At 69.3% G+C, this 18,308-nt stretch carries 17 protein-coding genes; 8 read left to right on the top strand and 9 right to left on the bottom strand.

From position 1 onward, the window contains the following. Positions 1-67 precede the first annotated feature (67 nt). Positions 68-712, bottom strand: coding sequence for a GNAT family N-acetyltransferase (locus tag OG738_RS11510; protein ID WP_329053502.1), 645 nt, complete (start codon positions 710-712; stop codon positions 68-70). 214 nt (positions 713-926) lie between these two features. Between OG738_RS11510 and OG738_RS11505 the strand changes: the two genes are divergently transcribed. Both OG738_RS11505 and OG738_RS11500 read left to right on the top strand, forming a co-directional pair. Then, positions 927-2,246 (top strand): aminotransferase-like domain-containing protein, encoded by a 1,320-nt coding sequence (locus OG738_RS11505; protein WP_329053501.1) that lies wholly within the window; start codon positions 927-929, stop codon positions 2,244-2,246. 30 nt (positions 2,247-2,276) lie between these two features. Beyond that, the gene (locus tag OG738_RS11500; protein WP_329053499.1) at positions 2,277-3,221 is read left to right on the top strand and encodes a D-alanine--D-alanine ligase family protein; all 945 of its coding nucleotides are present in this window, start codon (positions 2,277-2,279) and stop codon (positions 3,219-3,221) included. A gap of 133 nt (positions 3,222-3,354) precedes the next feature. On the opposite strand, the gene OG738_RS11495 is transcribed toward OG738_RS11500, so the two are convergent. The 8 genes from OG738_RS11495 to rpmH all read right to left on the bottom strand — a co-directional run bounded on the left by OG738_RS11495 (position 3,355) and on the right by rpmH (position 9,052). Next, positions 3,355-4,356 carry a ParB/RepB/Spo0J family partition protein gene (locus OG738_RS11495; protein WP_329053497.1) on the bottom strand — a complete coding sequence of 334 codons (1,002 nt, stop codon included), beginning with the start codon at positions 4,354-4,356 and terminating at the stop codon, positions 3,355-3,357. Beyond that, entirely contained in the window at positions 4,353-5,276 is a 924-nt protein-coding gene (locus tag OG738_RS11490; RefSeq protein WP_442875887.1) for a ParA family protein, read from the bottom strand. The genes OG738_RS11495 and OG738_RS11490 overlap by 4 nt, the downstream gene beginning before the upstream one ends. A gap of 77 nt (positions 5,277-5,353) precedes the next feature. Continuing rightward, on the bottom strand, positions 5,354-6,037 hold the full coding sequence (gene rsmG, locus OG738_RS11485) for a 16S rRNA (guanine(527)-N(7))-methyltransferase RsmG (protein ID WP_329053495.1): 684 nt from the start codon (positions 6,035-6,037) through the stop codon (positions 5,354-5,356). Between the two features lie 345 nt (positions 6,038-6,382). Further along, on the bottom strand, positions 6,383-6,943 hold the full coding sequence (locus tag OG738_RS11480) for a Jag family protein (RefSeq protein ID WP_329053493.1): 561 nt from the start codon (positions 6,941-6,943) through the stop codon (positions 6,383-6,385). Positions 6,944-6,973: 30 nt separating this feature from the next. Beyond that, positions 6,974-8,107, bottom strand: a complete 1,134-nt coding sequence (gene yidC, locus OG738_RS11475; RefSeq protein ID WP_329053492.1) for a membrane protein insertase YidC — start codon at positions 8,105-8,107, stop codon at positions 6,974-6,976. Between the two features lie 5 nt (positions 8,108-8,112). Beyond that, entirely contained in the window at positions 8,113-8,448 is a 336-nt protein-coding gene (gene yidD, locus OG738_RS11470; RefSeq protein ID WP_329053490.1) for a membrane protein insertion efficiency factor YidD, read from the bottom strand. 5 nt (positions 8,449-8,453) lie between these two features. Next, on the bottom strand, positions 8,454-8,888 hold the full coding sequence (gene rnpA, locus OG738_RS11465) for a ribonuclease P protein component (protein WP_329053489.1): 435 nt from the start codon (positions 8,886-8,888) through the stop codon (positions 8,454-8,456). 20 nt (positions 8,889-8,908) lie between these two features. Beyond that, positions 8,909-9,052, bottom strand: coding sequence for a 50S ribosomal protein L34 (gene rpmH / locus OG738_RS11460; RefSeq protein WP_013231070.1), 144 nt, complete (start codon positions 9,050-9,052; stop codon positions 8,909-8,911). Positions 9,053-9,648: 596 nt separating this feature from the next. Between rpmH and dnaA the strand changes: the two genes are divergently transcribed. The 6 genes from dnaA (at position 9,649) to gyrB (ending at position 18,294) form a co-directional block, all read left to right on the top strand. Next, positions 9,649-11,259, top strand: a complete 1,611-nt coding sequence (gene dnaA, locus OG738_RS11455; protein WP_329053484.1) for a chromosomal replication initiator protein DnaA — start codon at positions 9,649-9,651, stop codon at positions 11,257-11,259. An 846-nt stretch (positions 11,260-12,105) separates the two neighbouring features. Next, a complete protein-coding gene (gene dnaN, locus OG738_RS11450; RefSeq protein WP_329053483.1) occupies positions 12,106-13,239 on the top strand; it encodes a DNA polymerase III subunit beta in 1,134 nt (377 codons plus the stop codon). Between the two features lie 90 nt (positions 13,240-13,329). Beyond that, the gene (gnd, locus tag OG738_RS11445) at positions 13,330-14,220 is read left to right on the top strand and encodes a phosphogluconate dehydrogenase (NAD(+)-dependent, decarboxylating) (RefSeq protein ID WP_329053481.1); all 891 of its coding nucleotides are present in this window, start codon (positions 13,330-13,332) and stop codon (positions 14,218-14,220) included. Positions 14,221-14,229: 9 nt separating this feature from the next. Further along, positions 14,230-15,384 carry a DNA replication/repair protein RecF gene (gene recF / locus OG738_RS11440; protein WP_329053479.1) on the top strand — a complete coding sequence of 385 codons (1,155 nt, stop codon included), beginning with the start codon at positions 14,230-14,232 and terminating at the stop codon, positions 15,382-15,384. 253 nt (positions 15,385-15,637) lie between these two features. Further along, on the top strand, positions 15,638-16,129 hold the full coding sequence (locus OG738_RS11435) for a DciA family protein (RefSeq protein WP_329056659.1): 492 nt from the start codon (positions 15,638-15,640) through the stop codon (positions 16,127-16,129). Positions 16,130-16,326: 197 nt separating this feature from the next. Then, positions 16,327-18,294 (top strand): DNA topoisomerase (ATP-hydrolyzing) subunit B, encoded by a 1,968-nt coding sequence (gyrB, locus tag OG738_RS11430; protein ID WP_329053477.1) that lies wholly within the window; start codon positions 16,327-16,329, stop codon positions 18,292-18,294. Positions 18,295-18,308 lie beyond the last annotated feature (14 nt).

The raw sequence follows: 18,308 nt of genomic DNA, 5'->3' as shown, positions 1-18,308 counted from the left end.
GTGCACACACCGCGAAATCGCGTTTCAAGGACGCCGCGACACCGGCGCAAACGTTTGCGGACTGGGTTCAGGCGCGGCCGAGGCTCGGCTCGGCGGTGGTTATCGTGACCTGGCCGAGAAGCCGTTCCAGCGCCGCCTCGACGTCTTCCTTCCAGGTGATCGCCGAGCGCAGTTCCAGGCGCAGGCGCGGCCACTTGGGGTGCGGGCGGACGGTCTTGAAGCCGACGCTCTGCAGGAACGCCGCCGGCAGCACGCAGCTGTGGCCGCCGTCCGGGTCCGGCTCCTCGGGACGCGCGTCGCCGAACGCCTCGATCGCGCGCACGCCGCGTTTCGTCAGGTCCTTGGCGGCCGCCTGGACGAGCATCCGGCCCAGGCCGCCGCCGCGGAACTCCGGGAGCACCTGGAACGCCGTCAGCAGGACCGCGTCCGCGCTCGGCGGGGACGTCGGGAAGGCCAGCGCGCGCGGGACGGCGTTCGGCGGGGCGTACAGCACGAACCCGACCGGCAGCGTGTCGCTGTAGACGATGCGGCCGCAGGAACCCCATTCGAGCAGCACGCTCGAAACCCAGGCTTCCTTCTCCATCTCGGTGGCGCCGAACTCCTCGGCCTGGTTCTTCAGGTGCGGGGCCAGTTCCCAGTAGACGCACCTGCGGCAGGCCTTCGGCAAGTGCTCGAGGTTGTCCAGTGTGACGCCCACGACGCGACGCGACACCCGCGACCTCCCTGACCCCTGCGCTCCCGACCGGCTGCCCGGTCGTCAAGCCGCGCGGTGGAACAGCACGATCACGGGAGCCACGGTCGAGGATAGGCCGATGTGACAAGCACCGAAAGGCCAGGGGTACCGGATGGGTGCCCGGTTACACTCGACAGGATCTGCCGTGCCCTCTACGGGCAGCCTTGTCCATCGAGCCCCGGGTGAATCGTCGATGACCGAGAACCGCCCCAGCAAGCCGCACAGCGGCCGCCAGAACCTCGACCCGCACCTCGAGCGGTACGCCGCGCGCACCGCCGGGATGACCGCCTCCGAGATCCGGGCGCTGTTCGCGGTGGCCAGCCGGCCCGAGGTCGTCTCGCTCGCCGGCGGCATGCCGAACCTGGCCGCGCTCCCGCTCGACACGCTGTCCGCGCAGGTGGCGGAGATCATCGCCGAAGACGGCCTGGTCGCCCTGCAGTACGGCTCGGCGCACGGCATCCCCGTGCTGCGTGAGCAGATCTGCGAAATCATGGCCCTCGAGGGCATCAAGGCACACCCGGACGACGTCGTCGTGACCGTCGGCTCCCAGATGGGCCTGGACATGGTCACGCGGCTGTTCTGCGACCCGGGTGACGTCGTGATCGCCGAAGGCCCGTCGTACGTCGGCGCGCTGGGCTCGTTCGCCGCGTACCAGGCGCAGGTCGTGCACGTCGCGATGGACGACAACGGCCTCGTCCCGGAGTTGCTGCGCGAAGCCCTCGACCGGACCGAGAAGGCCGGCCGCCGGGTCAAGTTCCTCTACACGATCCCGAACTTCCACAACCCCGCCGGTGTCACGCTGGCCGTCGAGCGCCGCGCCGAGATCCTCGAGATCTGCCGCGAGCACGGCGTGCTGGTCGTCGAAGACAACCCGTACGGGTTGCTCGGGTTCGACGGCCAGACGTACCCGGCGCTGCGGTCGACCGACCCCGACAACGTCGTGTACCTCGGCTCGTTCTCGAAGACGTTCGCGTCGGGCCTGCGGGTCGGCTGGGTGCTCGCGCCGCACGCCGTCCGCGAGAAGCTCGTGCTGGCCGCCGAGTCGGCGACGCTGTGCCCGCCGACGTTCAACCAGATGATCGTGTCGCGCTACCTGGCCACGCACGACTGGAAGGGCCAGATCAAGAAGTTCCGCGAGAACTACCGCGAGCGGCGTGACGCGATCCTCTCCGCGCTCGACCAGTACCTGCCCCCGGGCTGCTCGTGGACGAAGCCGGACGGCGGGTTCTACGTCTGGGTGACGGTGCCGGAGGGCGTCGACACGAAGGCGATGCTGCCGCGCGCGGTGACCGCGCGGGTGGCGTACGCGTCCGGGACCGGCTTCTACGCCGACGGCTTCGGCAGCCGCCAGATGCGGCTGTCCTACTGCTACCCGACGCCGGAGCGCATCCGTGAGGGCGTGCGGCGGCTGGCCGCCGTGCTGGAGTCCGAAATGGACCTCGCGCGCACCTTCGGTAACGTGAGCGCGCGCCAGATCCAGGGGCCGCAGAACCCTTCTCCGGACACGGTCTGAGTTTCGTAAACCAGCTAAGGAGTTCCCACGGTGGTCGACCGTACCGTTGCCGTGCTCGCCGGCGGGCTTTCGCACGAACGCGACGTCTCGCTGAGGTCCGGCCGACGGCTTTCCGCGGCGTTGAAGTCCGAGGGCCTCGGCATCGAGGAGTGGGACACCGACGCGGGGTTGCTGGAGCGCCTGCGCACCCAGCGGCCGGACGCGGTCGTCGTCGCCCTGCACGGCGGCGAGGGCGAGAACGGCTCGGTGCAGACGGTGCTGGAGATGCTGGACGTGCCGTTCGTCGGCACCGGCTCCCAGGGCTGCCGCCGCGCGTGGGACAAGCCGACGGCGAAGGCGCTCGTCGAGAACGCCGGGTTCACGACGCCGGGCTGGGTGGTGCTGCCGCACAGCACGTTCCGCGAGCTCGGCGCCCAGGCGGTGCTCGACGCGATGGTCGAAACGCTCGGCCTGCCGCTGATCCTCAAGCCGGACCAGGGCGGCTCGGCGCTCGGCACCCAGGTCGTCCGCGAGGCGGCGGAACTGCCGGCCGCGATGGTCGGCTGCTTCGCGTACGGCGACACCGTGCTCGCGGAGCGGTTCGTGGACGGCGTCGAGGTGGCCGTGACGGTCATCGAGGGCGAGAACGGACCCGAGGCCCTGCCCGCGGTCGAGATCGTCCCGGAGAGCGGCGTGTACGACTACACGGCCCGCTACACGGCCGGCCTGACGGACTTCTTCACCCCGGCCCGCCTCGACGACGCCGCGGCCAAGGCAGCGGCGGAACTCGCCGTCGCCGCGCACCGCGTGCTCGGGCTCCGGGACATCTCGCGGACCGACGCGATCGTCGCGCCGGACGGCACGGTGTACTTCCTCGAAGTGAACCCGTCACCGGGTCTCACCGAGACGTCGACGGTGCCGATGGCGATCGAGGCGGCGGGCAAGTCGCTCGGCACGGTCTTCGCCGACTTGATCGGGCGCGCGATTTCTCGCTGACTCCTCGCACACGAAAGGCCACTGCGGAAGCTCCGCGGTGGCCTTTTTCGTGTCGCGGTTGATCATCACCCGGTGTGGTTACCGCGACTGCGTCGAGCAATCATCACCGTGACGAAACACCCCGGGGTGATCCCTAATCGGTTTTCGGTGTCTGATTCGTCCCGTTCGCATCGATGATCGCGACGATCCGCTCGAGGTCGTCGACCGAGCCGAACTCGAGGGTGATCCGGCCCTTTCGGCGACCGAGGTCGACCTTCACGCGGGTGTCGAACCGGTCCGAGAGGCGGTTGGCGAGCTCCTGCAACCCCGGCGCCTGGATCGGCTTGCGCGGCGCGGGCTTCGGCTTGGCCGGCTTCTCGCTCTTCTTGAGCGTGACGGCTTCCTCGGTCGCCCGGACCGACATGCCCTCCGCAATGATGCGGGCCGCGAGCTCTTCCTGGCTGTCGGCGTCCTCCAGCGAGAGCAGCGCGCGGGCGTGGCCGGCGGACAGGACGCCCGCGGCCACCCGGCGCTGCACCGGCAGGGGGAGCTTGAGGAGCCGGATCGTGTTGGTGATGACCGGCCGGCTGCGTCCGATCCGGCTGGCCAGCTCCTCGTGCGTGACCGCGAACTCGTCGAGCAGCTGCTGGTAAGCCGCCGCCTCTTCGAGCGGGTTCAGCTGGACGCGGTGGATGTTCTCCAGGAGGGCATCGCGCAGCATCGACTCGTCGGCGGTCTGCCGGACGATCGCCGGGATCGCTTCGAGCTCCGCCTGCTGCGACGCGCGCAGCCGCCGCTCGCCCATGACGAGCTCGTACTCGTCCGCTCCGAGCTCGCGGACGACGATGGGCTGCATGAGCCCGAACTCGCGGATCGAGTGCTCGAGCTCGGCGAGCGCGTCTTCGTCGAAGACCTGACGCGGCTGCTTCGGGTTGGGCTTGATCGAGCTGACCGGGATCTCGCGGTAGACGGCGCCGGCGACCTCGCCGCCGTGCGTCTTCGCTTGGCCGTTCGCCGCGAACCAGCCCTTGTCCTCGGCTGCCTTCTTCTCCGCCGCGGTGGCGTCGGCGGGCGCGGGCAGCGGACCGCCGCTCGGCGGCCCGGTCGGGATGAGAGCGGCGAGGCCGCGCCCCAGCCCTCCTCTGCGCTCGGTCATGTGGAACTACCCTTCTCCAACTGTGCGCCGCGCTCGGCGATCTCCTTGGCCGCGTCGACGTAGCTCATCGCCCCGCGCGAGCCGGGGTCGTAGGCGAGGACGGTCTGGCCGTAGCCGGGCGCCTCGGAGACCTTCACGCTGCGCGGGATGACCGTCTTGAGGACCGTGTCGCCGAAGTGGTTCCGCACCTCGTTCGTCACCTGGTCCGCCAGCTTGGTCCGGCCGTCGTACATGGTGAGGAGGATCGTCGAGACGCGGAGCTCGCGGTTGAGGTGCTGCTGCACGAGCTCGATGTTGCTCAGCAGCTGCCCGAGTCCTTCGAGCGCGTAGTACTCGCACTGGATCGGGATGAGCACCTCCTGCGCGGCGACCATCGCGTTGACGGTCAGCAGGCCGAGCGAGGGCGGGCAGTCGATGAAGACGTAGTCGACACCGATCTGGTCGAGGATCTCCGAGGAGATGGCCTCCTTGAGCCGGGACTCGCGCGACGCCATCGAGACGAGCTCGATCTCGGCGCCGGCGAGGTCGATGGTCGCCGGAACGCAGAAGAGGTTGGGGGACTGCTCGGTGGGCTGCGCGGCGTCCGCGAGCGTCACCTCGCCGATGAGCACCTCGTAGATCGACGGAGTCCCGGACCGGTGGTCGACGTCGAGCGCGGTGCTCGCGTTGCCCTGCGGGTCGAGGTCGACGACGAGCGTCTTGAGCCCGTGGACGGCGAGCGCGGCGGCGAGGTTGACCGTGCTCGTGGTCTTGCCGACGCCGCCCTTCTGGTTGGCGACGGTCAGCACCCGACGGCGACCGGGACGGGGAAGCGTCCGCTCCGGGTGCAGCAGACGCGCGGCGCGGGCGGCTTCTTCGGCAATCGGGGTCCAGCCCACGTCGGGGGTGGTCTCCGTGGAGTCGGACGGCGGGGGATTCACCGGTCTCGACACCTCCTCCATTTAGACGTCTGGTCGGTGGTCGAGTCGCGTCGTTTCACGTGGAACATCGCGGCCCGTTAACGCTTCCTGCTCCGCGCCTTCGGCTTGGCTGCCGTCGGCAGGCGACGGATCTTCACGACCGTGCTGGGGACCTCTAGTACTGCGGCACCGCATTCGATGATCAGGGGGTCGGCCCCGCCGGCCTTGCGGATGGCGGCGCCGTCCCGCTCGATCTCGTCCGCCGCGCTGGCGCCCTTGAGAGCGACCAGGAAGCCATCGGAACGGACGAGGGGCAGGCACCAGTCCGCGAGCCGGGCGAGCGGGGCGACCGCGCGAGCGGTGACGATGTCGGCGCCACCGAGCTGCTCACGCACAGGCCGCTCCTCCGCGCGTCCACGGACGATGGTGATCGGGAGTTCCAGCTTCTCGGCCACCTCGGCCAGCCAGTCCACCCGGCGGGCCATCGGTTCGAGCAAGACGATATCGAGGTCCGGCCGCGCGATCGCGAGCGGTACTCCCGGAAGCCCGGCACCCGACCCGACATCGACGACGCGAGCACCTTCCGGCACCTGCTCACCGATGACGGCCGAGTTGAGAACGTGCCGTTCCCACAGCCGCTCAACCTCCCGCGGCCCGATCAGCCCACGCTCGACCCCGTGACGCTCCAGGAGTTCGACGTACCCCGCAGCTTGGTCCACGCGCTCATCGAACACCCGCTCCGCCGCGGCCCGCACCGCCGCGGCGGCCTGCTCCAAGCTCACTCCGGCTACTCCTCGTCCGCGCGTTTCACGTGAAACCGCGCTGCTGTGATTGTCCCTGATGTCGAGGCGAAAACGAGCCGACAGACCGCAGATGTGGACAACTCCACTCCGCCGGACGCGGTCTGTGGACGGTTCCACGTGAAACGACGACACTCAGTCGCCGTGTCGGCGAGGTACCCGTTCCACGTGAAACATCATCCGTGTAATTCGCTCGACGACGGCGAGCGATCCACTGCCTCATCCCGCTGAAGCTGAGTCGCCCGCCGACGCAGCCCTCAGACACGGCACACAAAGAAGCGGCCCCACCTGACCGAGTCAAGTGGGGCCGCTTCGCAAACCGGGAACTCAGGACTCCGGGAAGATCACCACGCGGCGCTTCGGGTCCTCGCCCTCGCTCTCGCTCGTGACGCCGGAGACCGTCGCCACGGCGTCGTGGACCACCTTGCGCTCGAACGGGCTCATCGGCTGCAGGCGCACGCGCTCGCCGCTCTGCAGGACCGACTCCGCCGTCGACCGGCCGAGCTCGCGGAGCTCCTCGCGGCGGTCCGCGCGCCAGCCCGCGATGTCCAGCATCAGCCGGCTCCGCGAACCCGTCTCCTGCTGGACCGCCAGGCGGGTCAGCTCCTGCAGCGCCTCGAGCACCGTGCCGCGGGGGCCGACGAGCTTCTCGAGATCCTCGCCGCCGTCGATGCTCACGATCGCGCGGCCCGCTTCGACGTCCAGGTCGATGTCGCCGTCGTAGTCGAGCAGGTCGAGCAGGCGCTCGAGGTAGTCGCCGGCGATGTCGCCCTCCTGCACGAGGACGTCGTCACCACCGCCCGCCTTCTGCTCGCCCGCCTCGTCGGCGGCCGGCTCCGGGTTCACGTCATCCTGATCGGCGTCGATCGTGTCGATCGTCTCCGACATCATTCGTCTCCTCTCCGAACCGGTCGCGCCTCAGCGGCGCTTCCGGCCCGACTTCCTGGTCGAGTCTTTGAGAAGGCCCGGCACCCCAGTGCCGTTGTCCTTCGAGCCGTTCTGGCCGTTCGTGTCGGCCGGGGCCGGGTCGGCCACCTTCGCGGGTTCGCTCGCCGAGCCGGCCGGGCCACCGGAAGCGGTCTGCGCGAAGCCGTGGGCCGAGCCGGCCTTCGTGACCTTCTTCTGCGAGCCGCCCTGCGCGGACTGGTTCTTCTTCTGCTGGACCGGCTTCTGGCCGACCTTCGGCGCGGTCGGCTTCTGCCCCGGCTTCGGACCGAGCGACGCGCGCTTCTCCGCCGCCTCCGCCTTGCGGGCCGCCTCTTCCTTGTCGATCTTCGTGTAGACGAGGCGCTGCTGCATCAGGGTCCAGCCGTTGTTCGCCAGCCAGTAGAAGAGGAGGCCGAGCGGGAACAGCGCACCGAAGACGAGCACACCGAGCGGGAAGATGTACATCGTCAGCTTGTTCATGATCGCGGTCTGCGAGGTGGCCGACGCGGCGTTCTGCCGGGCCACCGAGTGGCGCGCGGTGAGGTGCGTGGCGATGGACGCGACGATCATCAGCGGCAGCGCCACGGGCAGGACGTTCCAGTGCCAGCCGGCTCCGCCGCTGCCGCCGATCGCGGTGACGCCGTTGTGGATCGCCTCGCCGAGGTTGACGCCGAAGAGCTTCGCGTTGGTGTACGACTGGACGTCGTGCTGGCTGAAGAAGTAGTTCTCGGTCTTCGGCTTGCCGTCCTTCGGCTGGATGCTGAACGCGCGGAGGACCCAGTTCAGGCCGATGAACACCGGGATCTGCAGCACCATCGGCAAGCAGCTGCCGAGCGGGTTCACCCCGTGCTCGCGCTGGAGCTTCTGCATCTCCTGCGCCTGGCGCTGCTTGTCGTTCGCGTACTTCTTCTGGACCTTCTTCATCTCCGGCGCGAAGTCCTGCATCTTCTTCATCGACCGGACCTGGTTCACGAACGGCTTGAACATGATGCCGCGGACCGTGAACGTCAGGAAGATGATGCCGAGGATCCAGGAGATCGCCGTGGCTTCCCCGAAGACGAAGCCGAAGACCTTGTGCCAACACCAGAGGATGAAGGACACGGGGTAGTAGATGAAATCGAGCACTGCTGCTACTCCTCGATCGGTGTTTCAGGTCTGCGGTAGCGCCACGAGAACGTCTCGGGTACCGGGTCACGGCCGGGCGGGGTCCACGGGCCGCAGCGCAGCAGCCGGCGCAGCGCGAGGTAGGAGCCGCGGCCGGCGCCGTGCCGGGTGAGGGCTTCGACTGCGTACGCGCTGCAGCTCGGGTAGAACCGGCAAGCCGGCGGGAGGAAGGGCGAGATCGCCTTGCGGTAGAGCTTGATGGGGAGCAGCAGGACCCAGGCGACGGGACCGGGCCGCGGAGGCGCGGGCTCGGTGTCGCCGAGGGCGGCGTGCTCGTGGTCGTGCTCGGGGGTGGCTCGCATGCCGGTCACACCGCTGATCCGTGGTCGGGGTCCGCCTCGGCGGGACGCGTCGGGCGGGGGGCATCCCCGGCCGGACGGCGCGACGGCGTGAGTCCCAGCCGCCGCAAAGCGGCGTCGAGATCGGCTCCGAGCTCCGCGCTGGACGCGCTCGCGGACGGCGGCAATGCCCGTACGACCAACGCACTGCCGGCGGGCAGGGTTCCGAGCCGGGCCGAAACGAGATGACGCAACCGGCGGGTGACGCGGTGGCGGACCACCGAGTTCCCGACGGCCTTGCTCACCACAAAACCCGCCCGGGCCGCCGGCGGGAGGTCGGCGGCCCCGGACGGGTCCGTGGTCAACGCGTGGACGACGAGGCGGCGCCTGCCTGCCCTGGATCCGCGACGGAGAACCACGCGGAATTCGTCACTCCGCCGCAGACGTGCGGCAGCCGGCAGCACGGCGCGCCTCGACGGCGAGATCAGGCGGACAGCGCGCCGCGGCCCTTGCGACGACGAGCCGCCAGGATGGCCCGGCCGGCGCGGGTCCGCATGCGCAGGCGGAACCCGTGGGTCTTCGCGCGGCGGCGGTTGTTCGGCTGGAAGGTGCGCTTACCCTTGCTCACTGCTTCTCCTGTGTGTCGCTGTGTCGTCTGCCCCCGACCCGCCCTGCTGGGGATTCCTCCCCGTCGCCTGGCGTGTCGTGCGGGCGCACGGCAGTCTCTGGTGTCTCCTACCAACGTGTGGCCTCGTCACGACGAGCGACGACAACGTGGGCACGCGAATAGCACCCGTCGCATACGGGAGACCTTACGAGGGTACGCACCCCCGTCGGGCGGCCGGTAAGCACCCCCTTGGCCACGGTCCGCGACCGGCCCGCGGGGCCGAGATCGTCGACGGCGGGGCACCGAATGGCAACACGCCGTACACCGTGAAATGCTTGCGACCCAGGATGCCTTGTGGCAGCGGGCGGGGCTTGTTAGCGTGCCTCTCTCGGGTCACCGGTCGAGGTGCACGAGTATCCGGGTGGTGGAGTGCCCACCGGCGTACGACGAGCCCGCAGGTGGCGTCGCCGCGGGTCGCCGTACATTAGTGCACAGCTGTGGACAACTATGTGGATATTCGCTGTGCCGGTGCACACGCGGGTCCGCTGATGCGTACCGGACCGCGTGACCAGGGGCGTTCGGCCGTCCACGCCGACGAGGGGAGGGGAGCCAGACCGGTGTCGGAGCACCAGCACAATCTGGGCGTCATCTGGGAACAGGTGGTACGCGAACTGTCCGACGGGACCCTGTCCCCCCAGCAGCGCGCCTGGATGCGCGTGACCCGCCCGATCGGCCTGCTCGACGGCACCGCCCTCCTGGCGGCCCCCAGCGACTTCGCGAAGGAAGCGATCGAACGCGGCCTGCGCGGCGCGATCACCGACGCGCTCTCCCGGCGGCTCGGCCGCGCCATCTCGCTCGCGGTGAAGGTCGACAGCACCGAAGCGGTCGCCCCGGTCGCCGCTCCGCACTACGTGCCGTCACCCGGCCGGGTGGAAAACGGCGTCAGCCCGGAGCCGGCTCCCGTGCCGCGGCCGGGCCCCGGCCCGATGCTGCCGCCGCCGCGTCCCGAGCCCGCGCCGCCGCTGCCCCCGCACCAGTCCGCCGCGCCGAAGCCCGACGACGGCGACGACACGGACGAAGAGGTCGACGAAGAGGGCGAAGCGCTCGCCGCCGTCCACGAGATCTGGCCGACGTTCTCCGGCCAGCCGATCGCCGGCCAGCCCTACACCGCGCCGGCGCAGCCGCAGACGTCGAAGACGAAGCTGAACGAGAAGTACACCTTCGACACGTTCGTCATCGGCGCGTCCAACCGCTTCGCGCACGCGGCCGCGGTCGCCGTCGCCGAAGCGCCGGCCCGCGCGTACAACCCGCTGTTCATCTGGGGCGAGTCCGGGCTCGGCAAGACGCACCTGCTGCACGCGGTCGGCCACTACGCGCAACGGCTCTTCCCCGGCATGCGCGTCCGGTACGTCTCGACCGAAGAGTTCACGAACGACTTCATCAACTCGCTGCGAGACGACCGCAAAGTCGCCTTCCAGCGGCGCTACCGCGACATCGACATCCTGCTCGTCGACGACATCCAGTTCCTGGAAGGCAAGGAAGGTACGCAGGAAGAGTTCTTCCACACCTTCAACACCCTCCACAACGCGAACAAGCAGATCGTCGTCAGCTCCGACCGCCCGCCCAAGCGCCTCGAGACGCTGGAAGACCGGCTGCGGACGCGGTTCGAGTGGGGCCTGATCACCGACATCCAGCCGCCCGAACTGGAGACGCGCATCGCGATCCTCCGCAAGAAGGCGGCGCAGGACAGGCTGGCGGTGCCGGGCGACGTCCTGGAGTTCATCGCCTCGCGCGTCGAAGCGAACATCCGGGAGCTCGAGGGCGCGCTGATCCGCGTCACCGCGTTCGCGTCGCTGAACCAGCAGCCGGTGGACGCCGGGCTGGCGGAGATCGTGCTGCGCGACCTCATCCCCGACTCGCACGCCCCGGAGATCACCGCGCCGACCATCATGGGCGTCATCTCCGAGTTCTTCGACGTCACGCTCGACGACCTGTGCGGCCCCGGCAAGACGAAGGCGCTCGCCACGGCCCGCCAGATCGCGATGTACCTCTGCCGCGAGCTCACCGACATGTCGCTGCCGAAGATCGGGCAGACGTTCGGCGGCCGCGACCACACGACCGTCATGCACGCGGACAAGAAGATCCGCAAGGAGATGGCCGAGCGCCGGCGCATCTACGACCAGGTGCAGGAGCTGACGTCGCGCATCAAGCAGCGCGCCCGCCAATAGCACATCCCTTTTCCCGCAACGACTTCGGGGCGTCCACGCACAGTGGACGCCCCTTTGTCGTATGTGGACTGTCCGAAGCGCGCGTACGCACGCGAAGCAACGAAGCGCGCGTACGCGCGCTTCGCAAAGTCGCGAAAATTGTTTGTACACAAGGAAGTTTCCCCATGGTGTGGGCGGATTGCCCACAGTGCCAACGGATCTCCCATCAGCGACGACGCGGATTCCGTCCACACCCCGCCCACAGGTGATCCACAGTCCATCCACACCGTTGTCCACGCCGGTTCCACAGGTTGCCCACATTCTGTGCACAGCGGGGGACGGTCACTCGGTAGGGCGATTCGGAGCCCGCCGCGCACCCCCAGACCCTGGGGACGGAACGACCCACGCCTGGGGACAACCGTGGGGACAACTGGGGACAACTGTGGACGAATCGGGGGTCGCCCGAATCCATCCACGGGTGGCCCGATCTGCCCACAGGTCCGCCACCATGGTTCTCCACACGCCCGCGAGCGCTCCGACCTGCGCGAACGAGCTCAATCCACACAATCCACAACGCTTACTACTGCTACTGCCTTTAGATCTCTTCTAAGAGAGAACAAAACAAAAACAGGCGATGGACGAAGTTGGGGACAGCCGCGAGATCGTGTCGCCAAGTCGACAAACTCAAGGGGAGGCCGAGGTGACGGCGGGGCCCGCGACGGCCTAACGTGGACGCCTGCACCTGGTCCGCGCTCCGGCCGCTCAACGCGGAGGGCGGACCGGCCGGAGGGGGCAGCCGGTCACTGTCCCGCGAGAACCAGGCTTGGCCCGAGCCGTCAGCGGTTCGGTCGTCGAAAGGATGCGCGCATGAAGATCCGCGTCGAGCGTGACGGGCTCGCCGACGCCGTCGCGTGGGTGGCCAGAAGCCTCCCCTCCCGGCCTCCCGTGCCGGTTCTCGGCGGTGTCCTCCTCGACGCCGGTTCGGACGGCGACACCGACGCCCTGACCGTCTCGGGCTTCGACTACGAGGTTTCCGCCACGGTCGGCGTCCCGGCGACGATCGCCGACGGCGGCCGCCTGCTGGTGTCCGGGCGCCTGCTCGCCGACATCACCAAGGCGCTGCCCGCGCAGCCGGTCGAGATCTCCGTCGACGGCGCGCGCGCCACCATCACGTGCGGCACCGCGCGGTTCTCCCTGCCGACCATGCCGGTCGAGGACTACCCGCAGCTGCCGGCCCAGCCCGCCTTCGCGGGTGAGCTCGCCGGCGACGCGTTCGGCCAGGCCGTCACCCAGGTCGTCGTCGCTGCGGGCAAGGACGACACGCTGCCGATGCTGACCGGCATGCGCCTCGAGATCTCCGGCAGCTCGCTGACCCTCGTCGCGACCGACCGCTTCCGGCTCGCCATGCGCGAGTTCACCTGGCAGCCGGCCGAGGGCCTGGCCGACGCCGCGGTGCTCGTCCCGGCGCGCACCCTCGCCGAAGCCGCCAAGACGCTCGGTGCCAGCGGCGCCACGATCCGCCTCGCGCTCGCCAGCGGCGAGGGCCTGCTCGGCCTGTCCGGTTCCGGGCGCTACACGACGACCCGCCTGCTCGACGCGGAGTTCCCGCCGTACCGCCAGTTGCTGCCCGCGTCGCACACTTCACGCGCGGTCATCGACGTGTCCGCTCTCACGGAGAGCATCAAGCGCGTTTCGCTGGTCGCGGAGCGGGGGACTCAGGTACGACTGGAATTCGGGGACAACACGCTGCGGTTGTCCGCGGGCGGCGACGACGAAGGCAGCGCCGAAGAGGAACTGCAGGTCGAGTACGAAGGTGAGCCGGTGACGATCGCGTTCAACCCGGGTTACCTCGTCGACGGCCTCGGCGCCCTGCACAGCGACCGGGCGGAGCTGACGTTCACGACGCCGAACCGGCCCGCGCTGATCAAGCCCGCCGATCCCGAGGGCAACGTCGTCCCCGGCTACCTCTACCTCCTGATGCCGGTCCGCCTTCCGGGCTGACCCACACACCCTTCCTTGGGGGGTCCGGGTGGCGGAGCCCCTGGCCGGGGCGAAGCCCCGTAAGACACTGTTAGCACGTAAGGGGATCTCATGGTTCAGCTCGGTCTGATCGGCCTGGGCAAGATGGGCTTCAACATGCGTGAGCGGCTGCGCGCGGCCGGTCACGAGGTGGTTGGGTACGACCGCAACCCGGACGTCTCCGACACGACGTCGCTCGAGGACCTGGTGTCCAAACTGGACGGTCCCCGGATCGTCTGGATCATGGTCCCGGCCGGCGACCCGACCCGCCAGACCGTCACCGAGCTGAGCAACCTGCTCGCCGAGGGCGACATGGTCATCGACGGCGGCAACTCGAAGTACACCGACGACAAGCTGAACGCCGATCTGCTGGCGGCGAAGAACATCGGCTACGTCGACTGCGGTGTCTCCGGTGGCGTGTGGGGCAAGGACAACGGCTACGGCCTGATGGTCGGCGGCACCGCGGCCGACGTCGAAAAGGCCATGCCGATCTTCGACGCGCTTCGCCCGGAAGGCCCGCGCGAGGAAGGCTTCTCGCACGCGGGCGACGTCGGCGCGGGTCACTACGCGAAGATGATCCACAACGGCATCGAGTACGGCATGATGCAGGCCTTCGCCGAAGGCTTCGAGCTGCTCGAGGCGGCGAAGGTCGTCAAGGACGTGCCCGCGGTGATCAAGGGCTGGCAGCGCGGCACGGTCGTCCGGTCCTGGCTGCTCGACCTGCTCGTGCGCGCGCTCGACGAGGACCCGGAGCTGGACGACCTCGAGGGCTACGTCGAGGATTCCGGCGAAGGCCGCTGGACGCTGGAAGAGGCGATCAACAACGCGGTGCCGGCGCCGGTCATCTCGGCCGCGCTCTTCGCGCGGTTCGCCTCGCGCCAGGAGCACTCGGCCGCGATGCGCGCGGTCGCCGCGCTGCGCAACCAGTTCGGCGGGCACGCGGTGAAGAAGGTCGGCGGATAAGGAGTTCTGGTGTATCTGCGTCACCTGCAGGTCACCGACTTCCGCTCCTGGCCCCAGGCCGATCTCCCGCTCGAAAAGGGGCCGACCGTGCTGGTCGGCCAGAACGGTCGCGGCAAGACCAACCTGCTCGAAGCGATCGGGTACGTCGCGACGCTGGGCTCGCACCGCGTCGCGACGGACGCGCCGCTGATCCGGCACGGCTGCGAACGCGCGCTGGTGCGGGTCGCGGTGGTCAACGACGACCGCGAGCTGACCGTCGAGCTCGAGATCACCAACGGTCGCGCGAACCGCGCCCGGGTCAACCGCGGTGCGGTCGGCCGGCCGCGCGACGTGCTCGGGATCCTGCGCACGGTGCTGTTCTCGCCGGAGGACCTGGCGCTCGTCCGAGGAGACCCGGGTGAGCGACGCCGGTTCCTCGACGAGCTCCTGGTGCTGCGCGCGCCGCGGTACGCGGGGGTCCGGGCCGACTACGAGAAGGTGCTGAAGCAGCGCAACGCCCTGCTCAAGACGGCTGGGAAACGGCGTACGGGTCGCGAAGACCCGTACGCGCTGTCGACGCTGGAAGTCTGGGACGACCACCTCTCGGTGGCGGCCGCGGAGCTGCTGGCCGCGCGCCTGAACCTCGTCGCGGACCTCGGGCCGTACGCGGCTTCGGCGTATCTGGGGGTCGCTCCGGACTCCCGGCCGGCGAAGATCTCATACCGGTCTTCGCTGGGCGCGGCCCTGCCGGAGACGTACGGCGTACCGGATGGCGAACGGGCGCAACCCGAGGTCCTCAAGGACGTCTTACTCAAGGCGCTCGGCGAGGCTCGGAAGGCCGAACTCGAGCGCGGGATCAGCCTGGTCGGCCCGCACCGGGACGAGCTGGAGCTGATCCTGGGCGAGACGCCGGCCAAGGGCTACGCGAGCCACGGCGAGTCGTGGTCGTTCGCGCTGGCTCTCCGCCTCGGCAGCTACGAGCTGCTGCGTGCGGAAGCGGGTGAGCCGGTGCTGCTGCTCGACGACGTGTTCGCCGAGCTGGACCGCAAGCGCCGGGCCCGGCTGGCCGAGGTGGCCGCGAGCGCCGAACAGGTGCTGGTGACCGCCGCGGTCGACGAAGACGTGCCCGAAGAGCTGGCCGGGAGCCGGTTCGTGGTGGCGGATGGTGAGATTTCGCGTGGCTGAACAGGCCGAACGGCCCCCGGCAAGATCAAGTCGCACACCCCGTGTGACCGCCGACACAGCAGTTACCCACCGATCTGGGGACAAACCTGTGGACAGTGTGGATAAACCCGTGCCCGGGTTATCGCCGCGTGTGACCAAAACCCCGAATCGGCCGCTTGACACCCCCCGCGCGGGGGGTAACCCACCCGGGAACGCCGCTTCGAGCACGCAGAGTGAGAACGGCGCTGCTCCGAACGGGACCACCGGCCGGGACCTGGCCCACGCCGCGCTCGAAGCGGCCAAGGCGAAGGCCAAGGAACGCGGCACCTCACCGGGGTACCGGCGGCGCGCTGTCGGCGGCGGGGGCCAGAACCCGCGGCGTCGCCGCTGGTCGGGACCGGGGGCGGACCCGCGCGACCCGCAGCCGCTCGGCCGGCTCGTCTCGCGGCTGGTCAGCGACCGCGGCTGGAACGAGAGCGTCACGACCGCCCGGGTCTTCGCCCAGTGGGCCCGGCTGGTCGGCGAAGACGTCGCCGAACACGCCCAGCCCGTCGTGCTGAAGGACGGCGAGCTCACCGTCCGCGCCAGCTCCACGGCGTGGGCCACCCAGCTCCGGTTGCTGCAGGGAAAGCTGCTGCACAAGATCGCGGCGGGGGTCGGCAACGGCGTCGTCAAGCGCATGCGGATCCAGGGGCCGACCGCCCCGAGCTGGCGGAAAGGGCCCCGCCACGTGCCGGGCCGCGGCCCGCGTGACACGTACGGCTGACCCGGGTTGCGCGATGCTCGGTTGAATGCCCCGAGAACGCATTCAGACCTCCCGAGATACGTCAAGACTCGGCTCGGACCGATTTCGTCCGTCTGTGACGCGTTCAGGGGTGTCCTTGCCGCATGTCAGCGGACACGGCCAAGTACACTGGCAGGGAGCGAGTGTCCGCTCGGGCGAGACGAGGAGAAACAAGGCCTGTGACCGAGAACAAGAGCGAGTACAACGCGTCGTCGATCACGGTGCTCGAAGGCCTCGAAGCGGTCCGCAAGCGCCCCGGCATGTACATCGGTTCCACCGGTGAGCGTGGCCTGCACCACCTCGTCCAGGAGGTCGTCGACAACTCCGTCGACGAAGCGATGGCCGGGCACGCCACCAAGGTCGAGGTTACCCTCCTCGCCGACGGCGGGGTGCGCGTCGTCGACGACGGCCGCGGCATCCCGGTCGACATGCACCCCAAGGAGAAGAAGCCGACCCTCGAGGTCGTGCTGACCGTGCTCCACGCGGGCGGCAAGTTCGACAGCGACTCCTACGCGGTGTCCGGCGGCCTGCACGGCGTCGGCGTCTCCGTGGTGAACGCGCTCTCGACGAAGCTGCTCGCCGAGGTCAAGTACGGCGGCCGCAGCTGGCGCCAGGAGTACATCGACCAGATCCCCGGCGAGCTGGAGGACCTCGGCCCGGCGTCCGAGACCGGCACCACGATCACCTTCTGGGCCGACCCGAACATCTTCGAGACCACGACGTACAACTTCGAGAACATCTCGCGCCGCCTGCAGGAGATGGCGTTCCTCAACAAGGGGCTGACGCTGTCGCTGCGCGACGAGCGCGTCGCCGACGAAGAGACCGAAGCCGACGCCGAGGGCAAGGTCGCCCGGATCAAGGAAAAGACCTACTGCTACCCGGGCGGGCTCGAGGACTTCGTCAAGCACATCAACGGCAGCAAGGACCCGATCCACCCCAGCGTGATCTCCTTCGACGCGAAGGGCACCGGCCTCGAGGTCGAGGTCGCGATGCAGTGGAACACCGGGTTCACGCCGTCGGTGTACACGTTCGCCAACACGATCAACACCCACGAGGGCGGCACCCACGAAGAGGGCTTCCGCGCCGCCCTGACCCGCGTCGTCAACACGTACGCGCGCGACAAGAAGCTGCTCAAGGAGAAGGACGCCAACCTGACCGGTGACGACGTGCGCGAGGGCCTCGCCGCGATCGTCTCGATCAAGCTGTCCGAGCCGCAGTTCGAGGGCCAGACCAAGACCAAGCTGGGCAACAGCGAGGCCAAGACGTTCGTGCAGCAGACGTCGAACGAGTGGCTGGCGGACTGGTTCGAGCGCAACCCCACCGAGGCGAAGACGATCATCAACAAGTCGATCTCCTCGGCCCAGGCCCGGATGGCCGCGCGCAAGGCGCGTGACCTGGTCCGCCGCAAGGGCGCGCTCGACATCGGCGGCCTGCCCGGCAAGCTCAAGGACTGCCGGTCCACCAAGCCCGAGGAGTGCGAGCTCTACATCGTCGAGGGCGACTCGGCCGGCGGCTCGGCCAAGGAGGGCCGGGACTCGATGTACCAGGCGATCCTGCCGATCCGCGGCAAGATCATCAACGTCGAGAAGGCCCGCATCGACCGCGTCCTCAAGAACACCGAGGTCCAGTCGCTGATCACGGCACTCGGCACCGGCATCCACGACGAGTTCGACCTCTCGAAGCTGCGGTACCACAAGATCGTGCTGATGGCCGACGCCGACGTCGACGGCCAGCACATCACCACGCTGCTGCTCACCCTGCTCTTCCGGTTCATGACGCCGCTGATCGAGCACGGTCACGTCTTCCTGTCGCGGCCGCCGCTGTACAAGATCAAGTGGCCGCGGGCGGAACCGGAGTACGCCTACTCCGACCGCGAGCGCGACGCCGTCATCCAGGCAGGCGTCGAGGCCGGCAAGCGGCTGCCGAAGGACGACGCGATCCAGCGCTACAAGGGTCTCGGCGAGATGAACGCCGAAGAGCTGTGGGAGACCACGATGGACCCGGCCAACCGGCTGCTGGGCCAGGTCACGATGGACGACGCCGCCCAGGCGGACGACCTGTTCTCGGTCCTGATGGGCGAGGACGTCGAGGCCCGTCGCTCGTTCATCACGCGCAACGCCAAGGACGTGCGCTTCCTGGACGTGTAGCCGTCCCCGTTCTC

It is taken from the genome of Amycolatopsis sp. NBC_01488 (assembly GCF_036227105.1).
In the GTDB taxonomy this organism is placed as follows: Bacteria; Actinomycetota; Actinomycetes; order Mycobacteriales; family Pseudonocardiaceae; genus Amycolatopsis.
This window is presented reverse-complemented; position numbering and strand designations above follow the sequence as displayed.